Source organism: Pseudanabaena biceps PCC 7429, from assembly GCF_000332215.1.
Taxonomy (GTDB): Bacteria; Cyanobacteriota; Cyanobacteriia; order Pseudanabaenales; family Pseudanabaenaceae; genus Pseudanabaena; species Pseudanabaena biceps.
Genome location: NZ_ALWB01000139.1, coordinates 1 through 15,198, shown reverse-complemented (window position 1 = coordinate 15,198; position 15,198 = coordinate 1). Strand labels below are relative to the sequence as shown.

Here is a 15,198-nt window from a genome sequence, read left to right as displayed (position 1 = left end):
GAAATTTTTGAAAGCTTTGCTTCGCAAAGCTTTCAAAAATTTCCTTGGTTTGGGTTTGAGTGCAAAGCGCTGTAACTTGGTATTACAGAGAGAGTTGCATAACCTGCGGCTCTCTCTGCCGAAGCTACTTGAGAACTAAATTGGTCAACATCGTATTCATTTTATTGACGGATTCCACATACTCACTTTCGGGTATCGACTCCGCCACAATGCCCGCACCAGCATTAAAACAGATTGATCCATCGTACTGATAAGCGGAACGAATCGCGATCGCGAGATCCGCAGTTCCATGACTGTCCACCCAGCCGATTCCACCAGCATAAAGACCTCTTGGCTCTACTTCTAAGCGATCGATCCATGCCAAAGCATTCTGTTTATCGATGCCCGAAACTGTAATGCCTGGAAATAGGACTTTTAAGGCATCCCATAGCGTTTTTTCGGGTTTCAACTCGCCACCAACGCGGGAGGAAAGATGTTGCACGCAGCGATATTGTTTGACTTGCATGAAATCAAAAACCCTCACCGTCTCAGGGATGCAAAACTCGCCAATCTCGTCTTGGGCAAGCCAAATAGATAGGGCATGTTCCTTGACCTCCTTAGCATCGGTAAATAGTTCGCGGTTTAACTGCTGATCTCGGTCGAGATCTTCAGAGCGGGGGCGAGTGCCTGCTAAGGGATTAGTGATGACAAAGCGATCGCGATCTACGGTCATCAAAATCTCTGGACTGAAACCGACCGCACTCACATTGTCCATCTGGAAACAGTAGGAGCGGACGGAATTATTGCTTTGAGAGCCAAGACAATAGGTTCCTAGTAAATCCATTTCGCCTTTCACCTTGACAGAGCGTGAAAGAATCGCCTTATGCAGATGCCCTTCCCGAATTGCTTGGATCAATTTGCTTACCTGCGTCTGATAGTATTCGCGATCGGCAAAATCAACAACAGGGGGATTAGCCTTATAGCTACGCAGTGGCGCATCAATAGACAGAGCTTCAAGGATTTTCGTAATGGGCTTCACACTTCTGATACGGATGCCGCGATCGGTAATATGCAGTTCCGTCTCAGGAATGAAAAAATTGAGTAGCGGCTGTTGAATTGCCTTGGTATAGGGTGAATAAAACCTCGCCATGTCAAAACTAACATAGCCATAGGCAGTCCAATTTTCAATCGGTAAAGAGGCTAGAGCCGATTCCACCTGTTTAAGCGGATCGGTAATCGGTTGAGACTGGGTTTGCCCCATATAAGTACAGGTCACCGCTTCCGTACTTACGGAAATACTCCCTAGGGTATTTCCCGCAATCCGAGTTTCGCGATCGCCCTGATACAACATGTAGCTCGAAAAAAGTCCGAAATCCAAAAGATTCTGCAACAGGCATTGAGGATCCTTGGGTGAGGGGACAAACAACTCATGATAAATAACAGACTGAGTATCGTCTTGAGTGGCGGCTTGAGTAGCAATTGGAGACATGGATAAATACCTAAATACTTAAAATAAAAGAATGGGTGGAAATGGGTGGGGAGAATTTTAGGATGAGGGGAATTGGCGAGAAGTCCTACCAATCCCAATCCATAGCAAATCAACAAGCATGTTTGAGCAATGCTTGACGATGAATTTTGCCCGTGGATGTCCGTGGTAAGGTATCGAGAAAATGGATCGTCTTGGGAGCCTTGAAGTGGGGTAATTGCGACTTCACCATTTGCCGAAGATGGTTTTCAAGATCCTTATTGGGAGAACATCCCGATTTCAGGCTGACATAAGCAATCACTTGCGTTAGAGCATCATCATGCTCAGATGGCAAAACTGCGGCATCGAGAACGGTCTCGTGCTGAAGTAAAATATCCTCCACTTCAAAGGGCGATACCCACATACCATTGACCTTAAAGAAATCATCATTACGTCCCATAAATCGGAAATAGCCATCCGCATCTTTAACGTACTTATCGCCAGTACGCATGGTCGTTCCATGCAAGGCCTTGCGCGTCGCTGTCAACCGATTCCAATATCCGAGCATAAGACTCTCTCCAGACACTTGGAGATTACCGATTTCACCATCGGGAGTAGGGACACCTTGATCGTCAACAATCTGCACCTCGTAGCCAGCAACTGGATAGCCAGAAGTACCCGAACGACATTGATGCGGTCTATTAGATAGAAAAACATGCAGTAGCTCGGTCGTACCGATGCCTTCGCAAATTTCTATACCATAACGCTCTCGCCACTTCAGCCAAATTGTTTGCGGCAATTGCTCGGCAGCGGAGAGACAGAGCCGTAAGGAAGCTGAATTGAGAGGGGCGATTTCATGAACTGAGAGAATCCCCGCATAAATCCCTGGAATTCCAAATAGAACCGTGGGTTGATGGGTTTGGATATCCTCAATAATATCAAACGCATTCGCCGCATCTGTAAGAACGGCTGCGGCTCCCACCGACATGGGCATATATAGGGTATTGCCCAAACCGTAGGCAAAAGGCATTTTGGCAACGGAATAAATTACATCATCTTCTTGTAAATCAAGAACATCTTTTCCGTAGCGCTCGGCACAGACCACCATACTTTGATGTAGGTGAATTACCCCCTTCGGTCTTCCAGTACTGCCAGATGTGTAAAGCCAGAAGGCAGGTTCTTCGCGATTCGTTTTCTCCCAAGGGATAAATTCTTCCTGTTGGCTTAATTGCGAAATCAATGGTATATCACCATCGGTTTGGATAATATGCTTTAAGTATGGAGACTCAATCGGAGCGAGATTTGTTTGCCATACTTGATTGGTCAGTAAGACTTTGGCGCGGCAGTCTTGGAGGATGTAGTGAATATCGTCTGTGGTGCAAGCTGTGTTGATTGGTACGGGCACTGCACCGAGCCAAATTGCTCCCCAGAAGGCAAACACAAATTCTGGTGTATCGGGTAAAAGAATCGCAATACGGTTTTCGCGTTCTAACCCCAATCCATGCAAAAATCCAGCCATGCGGCGCACCCAAAGGCTTACCTGTGCATAGGTATAGGATTGCTCTTGGTAGTAAAAAGCGACTCTCTCACTACGGCGATCGGTTAAATTGATTTCGAGAAAATGGGCTGCCACATTAAAAATGCTAGGCAGTTGTGCAGAAATACTTTCCATCTTAATTTACTTCAGCAGTAATGTTTGCGCTTAATGATTCCTGTGCATTGGCAATGCGACAAATTTCTGCCAAGGTCATGTCATGGCGATTCCCTAGCTTCAGTTCGATCGCAAGTCGGCGCTTCAATTCAAGGGATAGCTTGATGGTCTCAACGGAGTCCAACCCCAAATCTGCATACAGCAAGGTTTCTGCATGAAGTGATTCTTGGGGAATACCTAAATCCACCAAGATGGCTTTGATTGTATCTATTACTTCTATCTCCAAGTAGTTCTCTCTTGTTTTATGTAACTCTTGTTTTATGTAAGTAGTTCGGCATAATTAAAAACCAAAACCAGAGAGCGTTCTGTCCGCTACGCTAGCGGTATGCTTTGGGGATTTTACCTATGCCAAACTGCGCAATCGTAGGGTAGTAATGATTTTGGGTGATAAAGAGTCTTGCTCCGCGATGCTCATCATCATTTTTTGAGAACTACCACGATTTTGATGCTAAGGCTCTTCCGCAAAGATGTGCTAAATAACGCCAAACACAGCATTATTTAGTATTACTTGCTTGCTTATTAACTACTTAGTGTATATTAGCTATTGAGAATAACTATTAATAAGATGTAAATAGCTTATTACATTAGCTTGACATTTGGCAAGCAGAATCTACAGTTCGGAGAATTAGCACAATTGTGATCGAGACAAAAACCTTAGACCGCTGGTTACCCAGTCCTTTTGCCAATACTAAGGCAGCTTTACGGCTATTTTGCTTTCCCTATGCAGGGGGCGGATCGTTGAGTTTTCGCAACTGGGCAAAGGATCTGCCCTCAACCATCGAAATTTGCCCAATTGAATTGCCAGGTAGAGGGTTTAGGCTCCACGAACCTGCATTTACCAGACTAGAGCCCCTCGTGCAAGTGATCGCTGAGGCACTCACACCCTATCTAGATCGACCTTTTAGCTTCTTTGGTCACAGCATGGGAGCCTTACTGAGTTTTGAATTAGCGAGATTTTTGCGCCGAAATAATCAGTTATTGCCAGCACATCTCTTTGTGTCGGGACGAAGGTCACCGCAAATTCCCAGTAGCAATCCTCCTACCTATGATTTACCCGAGCCAGATTTTTTATTAGAGCTGCGTCGCCTCAATGGTACGCCCGCCGAAGTTCTAGACAATGCCGAATTAATGCAACTGCTATTGCCGACCCTACGCGCCGATCTGGCTGTGGTGGAAACCAGTATTTATCAAAAAGAGATACCCCTAGATTGCCCCATAACTGCCTTTGGTGGCTATGAGGATTCTGAGGCGAGTATCGATATGCTCCTAGCATGGCGGGAGCAAACCAATGCTGCTTTTGCATTGCATATGTTGCAGGGGGATCATTTTTTCTTGCATTCAGCACGATCGCCATTGCTAGAGTTACTGTCCCAAGATCTGCTCCGAGTTGTTAGCTGTTTATAAAAAGTTATAAACAGCCATCTTAGGCATTTTTAAAGGTCTAAATTTAGAGATAATTTATTAAGAAAGATTAGCAATAATATTTGCGTTAAGTATATTCACGTTAAGCCATTCGCAATCTATCGCAGGCTTAGAAACAAAAATATCCCGTTCGAGTATTCCATTCGAGTATTCTATTCGCAATCATTTCGCTAGAGGATTTGCTGATTTTATGATTACCATTCACGAAGATAAATATCCCCTTGTATCCGTAAATTTTGGCAGAGAAACAACCTTAGAAGGCACGAAAAAGTATCTCTCCTATTTTGATAAATGGCTATCCCAAGAACAAAAATTTGGGCTAATTCTCAATCAATCTAATGCTCCACAGGATCTAGCAAAACAGGATTCAGCAAAACAGGATTTAGAACAGATCGAAAACGATCCCGAAGAAATTGAGGCAGTCCATCAATTAACTGTCCATTGGGCAAAGGAGCATAAACCGCAAATCACAAGGTTCTGTGTTGGCATCGCACTTGTCGTTGAGGAGCATGAATTAGGCAAAAGGCAAAAAGCCGCTCCTAAAACGATCGCAGGTTTGTTTGGATGTATGGGACAAGTATTCGCAAATCCACTCGCAGCCGAACAGTGGTTGCGATCGCTTTTGTAAGCAGGATGGCAGGCGCAAAGCGCCTGCCATCCTGCTGTTAATAGCAATTAGAACTGCAAACCAATCGAGGCTGTCATGGAAAATGGCGCACCTGGAGCAATACCTAACGTGCGTCCAGTACCGCCGACACCACTGATGTAGTTGACATCAAAGATATTATTGAAGTTCAGTCCAAACCGCCAGCGATCGCGTTTGTAGAAAATAGCGGCATTAGTGAGAAAGTAGTCGCCAACTTCGTAGGAGTTGGCGAGATCGCCTACGCGATTGCCAACATAGTTTACTCCCAAACCAAATCCTAACCCCTGCAAATCACCATCGGGAATTTGATAAGTTGTCCATAGCCCAAAACTATTGTATGGAGAACCAGGCAATCGATTACCCACAGGGATATCATTGTCCTCGGTCACTCTCGCATTGGTGTAAGCATAGAAACCAGTAATATTCCAATTGGGGGCAATTTCGCCAGAGATATCAAGTTCAATCCCTTGACTGCGCTGTTTTCCCGTCGCGACATAATATAGACTCAAAGGAGATGCAGATGTCGCTACATTTTGCTTGGTGATGTCGAAGTATGACAGGGTGGCAAACAGTTTTTTGCTTAACTCCGCTTTAACACCAAATTCGTAACCTTGAGCCTTTTCTGGTTCTAGAAAATTGCCATTCACATCTTGTCCCGTGTTAGGACTGAAGGATTGAGAATAATTGGCAAATAGAGATACAGATTCGGTCGGCTTATAAAGTAAGCCCAAGCGAGGACTCCAAGCATTATCATACCGACTTTTCCCATTGGAGGGATTAGTATTATTGACTCCATCAAAGCGAATCCCCGCAATGACGCTAAACTGATCGCTAAGAGCGATTTGATCTTGCAGGAAAACCCCTGTCCGACTGATGTCAGCATCGGTGTACCCTGAGGCTATCTGAGAGATATTGTCGAAATTTGGTCGGGAAAATAGCCCATAGGTTGGACTATAGACATTCAGAGGCAGTAATTTACTAAAATCAATTTTCGTAAGGACATCCTTGAATTTACTCCAATTAAGATCGACTCCCGCTAGCAAAGTATGCTTGAGTGAGCCCGTATCGAATTTCCCAACCACATTGGTTTGGAGTGAATAGTCATTAACTTCAAATTCCCGTTTTCCATATACTCTGATTAGAGTTCCCGAAACTTCATTAAATGCAGCGGGCAGAGTCGTCAAAAGTTGCTGACTTTGGTTGGTATAGCGAAAGGCATTGCGTAATGTCCAATTATCATCAAATTGATGTTCAAAGTTATAGCCGATGCTCAGACTCTTAGAGTTATTCGTATCATCCCGTTCACCGAAAATACGATCGCGGGGCACATTGACTACGCCCTTCCCATAGGCAAGCAATCCCACATCATAGGGAGAGCGATCGTTCAAATACTCCAGAGAAAAGGCGAGACTAGTGCGATCGCTAATTTTCCATTTCACGACAGGAGCAATAAAAAACCGCTCCGAAGTAGTCGAGAAGTCACGAAATCCATCCGATCGCTGATATGCCATATTGAGGCGATAGAGCAAGTTGCCATTGGTATCTAAGGGTCCCGAGAAATCGATACTAGGACGAATTAGTCCAAAACTACCAACTTGAAATTGCAGATCGTAAAAGGGTTTAGATAGAGGCTGTTTCGTAACTAAATTGATGATCCCGCCAGGTCCATTCTGTCCGTATAGAACTGAAGCAGGACCCTTAAGCACTTCAATCTGTTCGAGGTTTGCTGTTTCCTGTGCGCCAAGGTTGTAGTAGCTGCGAAAACCATCGCGTAAAATGGGACCATTGGAAAAGCTATCAGTGGTAAATCCGCGAATTGTCAGACTTTGAGAGGAGGCAAATTTCCCCAATTCTCCCGTTACCCCGCTAACATTCCTTAGGGCTTGATCGACGCGAACAATCTGTTGATCTTTCAGGACTTGTTGTGGAACTACTTGAATGGATTGGGGCGTATCAATGATGGCAGTATTCGTACGTGTAGCGGTAGAAGCATTGGGTACAACATAGGCAGGAGGAGCTTCGACTTTGCCCGTTACCTGTACTTCTTCCTCTCCCTCGTCGGGCTTTTGGGCGACAGGACTGGTGGGATTACTAAAACTCACCGTCGCTTTAGGTACAGCACTAACGCCAGTAACGATCGCTCGCACATAACTAGCATTAGCTTGGCTCACCGATACGCTCACAATTCCCTTAGCAGGGTTTTCCAGAACAAAGCGATCGCCGCTAGAAAGGGAAAGTTTGGCATTGGGAATATCGAAGTAAACTAATTTACCCGAAGTTTTTGCCACTGGAGCAACGAGGTTGCCTGTCGATGTTTCTAAAATGACTTCCAGCCCATCGGCAGTGGGATTTACCTTTACACCCGTAATTTGGACGGGATTGGTAGAAGCTTGAGCGAGTAGCGCTGAGGCCTTGGTGGAAACTTGGCGCAGATCGCGAACGCTAGAAATTTGCCCATCAGATTTAGGATTGCGGGAATCTATCTGAGGCCCAGATTCAGGATTAGCGAGAATATCTGCCTGAATAGTTCCTTCTTTAGTGAGATTTTCGGCGGAGACTTCAGCGACATCGAATTTCAATAATTCGGGTGTAGCCATACTAGCGACTGCACAGACCAAGCTGGCAAACAAAACACGATCAGATTTCATTATGATGGTAGGTATCGATTTGATATTGATGATTCAAGGGCAAGTTGACGCTTGCCCTGTTTTTTGTGAATTTTTTTGTGAATTTTTTGGATTAGGTAGAAAATTGCCTCAGCCCAGTTGTGTTTGGCGATCGCCATGAATTGGTCTGTTGACTACAGGATGGGAATTACTAGCAATTAGTTTTTTAGAGATAATTCAATAGATTAGAAAGACTCAAATCCAATAAAGCTCAATAAAAACCCAATAAAATCCCGATAAAATAGTCTAAAGCTTTTCTAAGGCTGACAAAGTTGCATAAAATAATTTAATATTTGACATACTTATTGCTAGATAATATCAATAACTACTAAAACTAATAGCAAAAAGCTGAGTTAATTGCAATAAAATATCAATAATAAATCAGAAATTTATCCGATTGCCGCTGGCAAACTTTAGCAGAAGTTGATCAGAAGTTGATCGGAAGTTGATCAATTGTTGCGATTTCTCTACCCAAAAGGCTTCTTCCGCGCTCCGTCTCTTTCTTCTCACAAGGTCATTTACCCAAGTTTTTCATGTTTCACCTGTCACTATTTAGACCTTTTTTTAGGTTGTCCAAATATTTACGAGCATCTCCCGCGATCGGACTGGCATTAGGGGCGATCGCTTTGCTAATTTGCACTATCTACAGCTTGACTCTAGGCAATACCAATATTTCGCTAGAGACTATTTTTAGATCCTTTACCGCTTTTACAAGCTTTGCCGATAACGACCGTTTCGAGCCTCTGATTATCCAAACGGTAAGGCTACCGCGATCGCTAATGGCGATCGCCATCGGTGCAGCTCTGTCCGTATCGGGGGCATTGATGCAGGGCTTAACCCGCAATCCTTTAGCCGAAACTGGCATTTTAGGCATTGGTGCAGGGGGAGCCTTAGCCGTCGTAGGAACCCTATTTGTATTTGGCAACTCTTCATCTGTGGTCTATGCAGGGGCAGCCTTGTTAGGCGCAAGTATCGCAGCGGTGGCAGTCTATGGGCTGGCTTCTTGCGGTGCGGGTGGTGCAACTCCCTTAAATCTGACGATCGCAGGGGCAGCTCTCACCGCATTTATCTCTTCGATTACCACGGCTATTCTCGTCCTCAGCCAACAAACCTTAGAAGAAATTCGATTTTGGTTAGCGGGTTCCTTAGCGGGGAGAGATTTCGATCTGTTTTTACAAGTACTTCCCTTAACGATCCTAGGACTAATCATGGCTCTGTTGTTGGGGAAGCAGATTACAACCATGAGCTTAGGAGAAGAAATCGCCACCAGTTTAGGTCAACAAACCTTAGGCGTTAAGCTGCTGACCGTAATTAGCGTGGTGTTATTGACGGGAAGTTCTGTGGCGATCGCAGGTCCCATTGGCTTTGTAGGTTTAGTCGTTCCTCACGGAGTGCGCTTTTTTATCAAAACCGATTATCGATGGATTTTGCCCTACTCAGCAATTTTTGGGGCGCTTCTTTTATTAACTGCCGATATTGCCGCGCGACTATTGCTCAAACCGCAAGAATTGCCCGTGGGGGTTATGACAGCCATTATTGGCGCTCCTATGTTTGTCTATCTCGCGAAATCAAAGGTAAGAAAATAAGGTAAGAAAATGAAGTCATTGCTCGTTGTTCGGAATCCCGTTCTTTCCTTTTCCATAGATCGCCGCTTACCTATGGTCGCTGCGCTCCTGATTGCCCTTAGCTTGACCGCGATTTTACTCAATGTGTCGCAGGGGGAATATCCGATCGCGATCGCCGATATTCTCAAAACCCTCTTGGGGCTAGATACGGGCAACCCCAATCATCCCTTTGTCATCCAAACCATGAGATTGCCGCGTACCCTCGTTGCCTTCATGGTTGGCGTTGCTCTTGCCATTTCTGGCACGATTTTTCAAGGGTTAACCCGCAACCCCCTCGCCGACCCCAGCATGATCGGCATCAATGCGGGGGCAAGCCTCGCGGCTGTCAGCACCATCGTCTTATTTCCCGCAGCGCCCTTATATATCTTGCCGATCGCTTCTTTCCTTGGAGCTTTGTTAATGGCGGTTCTGATCTATCGATTAGCTTGGAATGACGGGAGTTCGCCGATTTTGTTGATTTTATTAGGCATTGGGCTATCAGCGATCGCCACGGCTCTGACAAATTTATTAATTATTTTTGGGGCAATTGCCAATGTCAGTCAGGCGATCGTTTGGCTCGCAGGGAGTGTCTACGGTCGTACTTGGCTGCAATTTTGGGCTTTTCTTCCTTGGTGTCTCTGCGGTATTCCCCTTGCTCTGGGCTTATCCCGCCATCTCAACGTCTTGCACTTAGGGGATGATGTCGCCAAGGGATTGGGCACGCGATTGGAATGGCAGCGAGGGCTACTAGTAATCGTCGCGGTTGCCTTAGGAGGTTCCGCAGTTGCCACCGCAGGAACGATTGGCTTTGTGGGCTTGATGGCTCCCCATATTGGTCGCAAACTTGTGGGGGGAAATCATCAAAACCTTCTACCCATCGCCGCCCTCATCGGTGGGCTATTAGTCACGATCGCCGATTGGTTAGGGCGGACTCTATTTGCACCTACAGAATTACCCTGTGGCACGATTGTGGCTGCTATCGGCGCTCCGTTTTTTCTATCCTTACTCATTCATCATCGCAAACGCTAATGCTGGAACTTTCTACCCAAAATTTATCCCTAGCTTACGAAAAGAAAAATATAATTCAAGACTTGACCTTAACCATTCCTACGGGGAAAGTGACGGCCTTAGTAGGTGCAAATGGTTGCGGCAAATCCACTTTATTAAAAGGATTAGCGCGTTTACTTAAACCAACTGATGGAGTGGTGTATCTAGATGGAAAATCGATCGCTCAGCGCTCGACCAAATCCGTTGCCCAACAATTAGGATTATTACCACAAAACCCCATTGCTCCTGAAGGCTTGACCGTAAGAGATTTGGTAGCTCAGGGTCGATATCCCCATCAAACTTGGATGCAACAGTGGTCGATTCAAGATCGCCAATTTGTACAGCAAGCCTTAGAAATGACTGACCTTGTGGAACTGAGCGATCGCCCTCTGGATACCCTTTCAGGTGGACAAAGACAGAGAGCTTGGATTGCGATGGCACTTGCCCAGAATACTAAAATTCTCTTACTGGATGAGCCAACCACCTTTCTCGATTTAGCACATCAAATTGAAGTATTAGATCTGCTGCATTATCTCAATCAACAACAAGAGCGCACAATTGTCATGGTGTTGCACGATCTTCATCATGCCTGTCGTTATGCCGATTACATCGTAGCGATCAAAGATGGCAGGATCTTTGCGGAGGGAACACCCCAAGAAGTAATCGTTGAAGACATCGTTCAGGCGGTATTTAACTTGAAATGTCGCATCTATCCCGATCCGATCGCAGGCACACCGATGTGTATTCCCATCAGCGCCAAGGGAGCAGGAATGCATGGGCGAGCACTACCATAGGTTTAGTTAAGAAAATATGAAACTCATCAATTCGGTGCGATCGATCGCTGTGGCGATCGTGATGATATTGGCGATCGTGGCCTGCCAAGGTCAACCCTACCAGCCAGACACCCGTAATGCTGCCGCCGTCTCGGCTCGCAATGACTGCCGTGATGTCGAACATGCGATGGGCGTGACCAAAGTCTGCGGTCAACCCCAGAGAATTGTCGTACTAGGTCCCTATCTGCTCGAGCCCTTACTCGCCCTAGATATGCAGCCCGTTGCTTTTGCCGACAATGCCAATTTTCATCAAGGAGACTATACCAATCCTAGCAAACAGATTCCCTATCTGGGAACGAGAATCGCCAACCCCATTGCCAATGTGGGAGTTGCCTATGCTCCTTCCATCGAAGCAATTCTCAAAGTTCAGCCAGACTTAATTTTGGGATTGGATATTAACAACAAGCGTCAATATCCAATCCTATCGAGCATTGCCCCGACCATCATTCTTAAATGGGCTGATCCAGAAATAAATCTCAAAGAGATCGCTCAAGCTGTTAACCGTTCCCCACAAGCTGAGCAGTTAATCGCCAATACGAAACAGGAGATTGCCACAGCCCGCCAAGCCTTTGAGCCGATCGTCAAAACCGATCCCAAAATGCTATTGCTAATTTCCTCGGAGTTGCGTGAGATGACTTTAGGCACGAAAAGGCATGGTCTTTGCACCGCTCTGCTACAGGATTTAGGATTTCAATTGGTCTATCCGCCCAAACAGGAAGAAGCCCTTGCACCAATTTCCCTAGAGACCCTACCTCAACTCAATCAAGCTGATCGGGTTCTCTTACTGGGGAATAACTTCAGCAATCCCAACCAATTCAAACGCGCCAGTAGTTTTGAGGAATCTCAACTTGCGAACCTGAAGCAAGCTTGGTCAAAAAATGCGATCGCGCAGTCCCTCAAGGCAAGTAAATCTGGCAAGGTTTACTTTGTGCCTACCTACCTTTGTCTGGGTTTACCTGGCACTATTGGTACGCATCTCTATCTTGACGAACTAAAAAAGCAGATATTAAATAGCTAAGCCAATTCATATTAAATCAAAACCCAAAAGAGGGATGCCGCGCTCCGCGCGGCATCCCTCTTTTGGGTTTTGATTTTGTCCCAACTATCGCTTACGTTGCTATATCGGTAAACAAATGTAATGTCTGCAAATTTAGTTCTTTAGCAATAGATATAATGTTGTTATCTAGGATCTGGCAAAAACCTAGAATCGAGATTTGAAGACTTCAAGATTGGGATTTAGGGCTTCATTATCTGTCCGTGAATCGATCTAATCATTAACTTGATTAGGGAGTTGAATCATCATGAATAGCTCAATTTTTACTTCCGAAATATCGAGAAACATTCCTAGGGAACAAGCTTTAATACTTTGGTTTGAAGAAGTAGGAATTACCGATATTCCTCTTGTTGGTGGAAAAAATGCTTCTCTTGGCGAAATGATTCGGCAGCTCAAGCCGAAGGGAGTTAATGTTCCCAATGGATTTGCTACCACTGCTTACGCTTTTCGGTACTTTATCGAAAAGGCTGGACTGGAGGCGAAATTACGCGAACTATTTGCCGATCTGAATATTGAGGACATGAGTAACCTACGCGATCGCGGTAGATTGGCAAGGGCTTTAGTTCTCAGTACACCTCTACCTGACGATCTGCAAATGGCGATCGCCATATCCTATCAAAAACTCTGCGAATGCTACGAATGTGGTAAGGAAGCCGATGTTGCTGTTCGCTCCAGTGCCACAGCCGAGGACTTGCCCGATGCGAGCTTTGCGGGGCAGCAGGAAACCTATCTCAATGTCTATGGAGCAAACGAGGTAGTTGAAGCCTGTCATCGTTGCTTTGCTTCGCTATTTACCGATCGCGCTATTTCCTATCGGACGATTAATGGCTTCGACCATTTTGATATTGCCCTCTCCGTCGGTGTCCAGAAAATGGTACGTTCCGACCTTGCCGCCTCTGGGGTAATGTTCTCCATCGACACCGAAACGGGCTTTAAAAATGCAGCGCTCATCACTGCCGCCTATGGGCTAGGGGAAAATGTCGTGCAGGGTGCAGTCAACCCCGATGAGTATTTTGTTTTCAAACCCACCCTCACACAAGGTTTTCGCCCCATTCTCGAAAAACGTCTCGGCACCAAGGAAATCAAGATGGTGTACGACCTTGGCGGCAGTAAGCTGACTAAGGATATTCCCGTTCCCCCTTCTGAGCGCATTAAGTTCGCGATTACCGATGACGAAATCCTGCAACTTGCTCAATGGGCTTGCATTATCGAAGATCACTATTCGGCATTACGTGGCAAATTCTCGCCGATGGACATTGAATGGGCAAAGGATGGTCGCACAGGCGAATTATTTATCGTGCAGGCGCGTCCTGAAACAGTCCAGTCCCAAAAATCGGGCAATATTCTCAAGAATTACAAACTGAAGGGCGGTGGCAATGTTTTGATTGCGGGTCGTGCAGTTGGTGAAGCGATCGGTCAAGGCAAGGCAAATGTAATTCTCGAAGTACATCGGATCGAAGATTTTCAAGCAGGTGAAGTTTTAGTTACCAATAAAACCGATCCTGATTGGGAACCGATCATGAAAAAAGCAAGCGCGATCGTCACCAATCAAGGTGGGCGGACCTGTCATGCCGCTATTATTGCCAGAGAAATGGGCATCCCTGCGATCGTGGGCTGTGGGGATGCCACGGGGATCATCACGACTGGGCAAGAGGTAACTGTATCCTGTGCCGAGGGCGAAGAAGGTAAGGTTTATGGCGGATTAGTTCCCTTTGCAGTGATTGAGACTTCTCTCGATGATTTGCCGCAGATCTCCACCAAGATCTTGATGAATGTTGGCAATCCTGAAGAAGCTTTTAGCCTATCTGCGATTCCCTGTGATGGCGTGGGCTTAGCTCGTATGGAATTTATTATCGCCAACCATATCAAAGCACATCCCCTTGCCTTGATCCATTTCGATACCCTCGAAGACAAATCTGCTAAACGAGCGATCGCGAAACTAACCGCAAGGTATGAATGCAAAACAGACTTCTTTGTAGACAAACTTGCCCAAGGCATCGGTACGATCGCCGCAGCATTCTATCCTAAACCTGTCGTAGTGAGGATGTCCGACTTTAAGAGTAATGAGTATGCCAATCTCCTTGGCGGTCGTGGCTTTGAACCACTCGAAGAAAATCCAATGATCGGCTGGCGTGGTGCGTCCCGTTACTACGATCCAAAATATCGCGAAGCCTACGGCTTAGAATGCCAAGCCCTAAAGCGCGTTCGCGATGATATGGGTTTAACCAATGTGATTCCAATGATTCCTTTCTGCCGTACGCCCGAAGAGGGACGGAAAGTACTTGCGGAGATGGCAAAACATGGCTTAAATCGCGGTGAAAATGGACTTGAAGTTTATGTGATGTGCGAAATCCCCAGCAACATCATTCTGGCGGATGAGTTCTCGCAGGTCTTTGATGGCTTCTCGATCGGTTCTAACGACCTAACCCAATTGACGCTCGGCTTAGATCGCGATTCGGCTCTGGTTGCCCATATTTTCGACGAACGGAATGAAGCCGTTAAATCTATGATTCGCAGCGTGATTCAAAAAGCCAAAGCCAATCATCGCAAAATTGGGATCTGCGGTCAGGCTCCCAGCGATTATCCTGAATTTGCGAGATTCCTCGTCGAGCAGGGTATTGATTCGATCAGTCTCAACCCTGATTCTGTACTGAAAACCATATTGGAGTTAGCTAAATAAGCCCCAAATATTAAGTGGATCAGTGGCGGCGCTTCGCGCCGCCACTGATAGCTATATTCTCAAACCCAATAGAGAGTTGCGGCGCGAAGCG

11 protein-coding genes are annotated in these 15,198 nt (G+C 45.9%); 7 read left to right on the top strand and 4 right to left on the bottom strand.

Annotated elements, in window-relative coordinates; genetic code table 11:
* Window positions 1–124 precede the first annotated feature (124 nt).
* The 3 genes from PSE7429_RS15105 to PSE7429_RS15095 form a co-directional block, all read right to left on the bottom strand.
* The gene (locus PSE7429_RS15105) at window positions 125–1,468 is read right to left on the bottom strand and encodes a salicylate synthase (RefSeq protein WP_009628116.1); all 1,344 of its coding nucleotides are present in this window, start codon (window positions 1,466–1,468) and stop codon (window positions 125–127) included.
* 109 nt (window positions 1,469–1,577) lie between these two features.
* Entirely contained in the window at window positions 1,578–3,116 is a 1,539-nt protein-coding gene (locus tag PSE7429_RS15100) for a benzoate-CoA ligase family protein (protein WP_009628115.1), read from the bottom strand.
* A gap of 1 nt (window position 3,117) precedes the next feature.
* Window positions 3,118–3,381: an acyl carrier protein gene (locus PSE7429_RS15095; RefSeq protein ID WP_009628114.1), complete on the bottom strand. Its 264-nt coding sequence runs from the start codon at window positions 3,379–3,381 to the stop codon at window positions 3,118–3,120.
* 410 nt (window positions 3,382–3,791) lie between these two features.
* Here PSE7429_RS15095 and PSE7429_RS15090 point away from each other — a divergent pair, with 410 nt between their 5' ends.
* Window positions 3,792–4,559 carry a thioesterase II family protein gene (locus tag PSE7429_RS15090; protein ID WP_009628113.1) on the top strand — a complete coding sequence of 256 codons (768 nt, stop codon included), beginning with the start codon at window positions 3,792–3,794 and terminating at the stop codon, window positions 4,557–4,559.
* Window positions 4,560–4,767: 208 nt separating this feature from the next.
* Window positions 4,768–5,205, top strand: a complete 438-nt coding sequence (locus tag PSE7429_RS15085; protein WP_009628112.1) for a hypothetical protein — start codon at window positions 4,768–4,770, stop codon at window positions 5,203–5,205.
* Window positions 5,206–5,252: 47 nt separating this feature from the next.
* Here the strand turns inward: PSE7429_RS15085 and PSE7429_RS15080 are convergent, their stop codons facing one another.
* Window positions 5,253–7,871 (bottom strand): TonB-dependent receptor, encoded by a 2,619-nt coding sequence (locus PSE7429_RS15080; protein ID WP_009628111.1) that lies wholly within the window; start codon window positions 7,869–7,871, stop codon window positions 5,253–5,255.
* Window positions 7,872–8,422: 551 nt separating this feature from the next.
* Here PSE7429_RS15080 and PSE7429_RS15075 point away from each other — a divergent pair.
* The 5 genes from PSE7429_RS15075 to ppsA all read left to right on the top strand — a co-directional run bounded on the left by PSE7429_RS15075 (window position 8,423) and on the right by ppsA (window position 15,107).
* Window positions 8,423–9,475, top strand: coding sequence for a FecCD family ABC transporter permease (locus tag PSE7429_RS15075; RefSeq protein WP_009628110.1), 1,053 nt, complete (start codon window positions 8,423–8,425; stop codon window positions 9,473–9,475).
* A gap of 9 nt (window positions 9,476–9,484) precedes the next feature.
* The gene (locus PSE7429_RS15070; RefSeq protein WP_009628109.1) at window positions 9,485–10,522 is read left to right on the top strand and encodes a FecCD family ABC transporter permease; all 1,038 of its coding nucleotides are present in this window, start codon (window positions 9,485–9,487) and stop codon (window positions 10,520–10,522) included.
* The gene (locus PSE7429_RS15065; protein WP_009628108.1) at window positions 10,522–11,334 is read left to right on the top strand and encodes an ABC transporter ATP-binding protein; all 813 of its coding nucleotides are present in this window, start codon (window positions 10,522–10,524) and stop codon (window positions 11,332–11,334) included. Before PSE7429_RS15070 ends, PSE7429_RS15065 begins: the two co-directional genes overlap by 1 nt.
* A 16-nt stretch (window positions 11,335–11,350) precedes the next feature.
* The gene (locus PSE7429_RS15060) at window positions 11,351–12,391 is read left to right on the top strand and encodes an iron-siderophore ABC transporter substrate-binding protein (RefSeq protein WP_009628107.1); all 1,041 of its coding nucleotides are present in this window, start codon (window positions 11,351–11,353) and stop codon (window positions 12,389–12,391) included.
* A gap of 283 nt (window positions 12,392–12,674) precedes the next feature.
* Window positions 12,675–15,107, top strand: a complete 2,433-nt coding sequence (gene ppsA / locus PSE7429_RS15055) for a phosphoenolpyruvate synthase (protein ID WP_009628106.1) — start codon at window positions 12,675–12,677, stop codon at window positions 15,105–15,107.
* The last annotated feature ends 91 nt before the right edge of the window (window positions 15,108–15,198 follow it).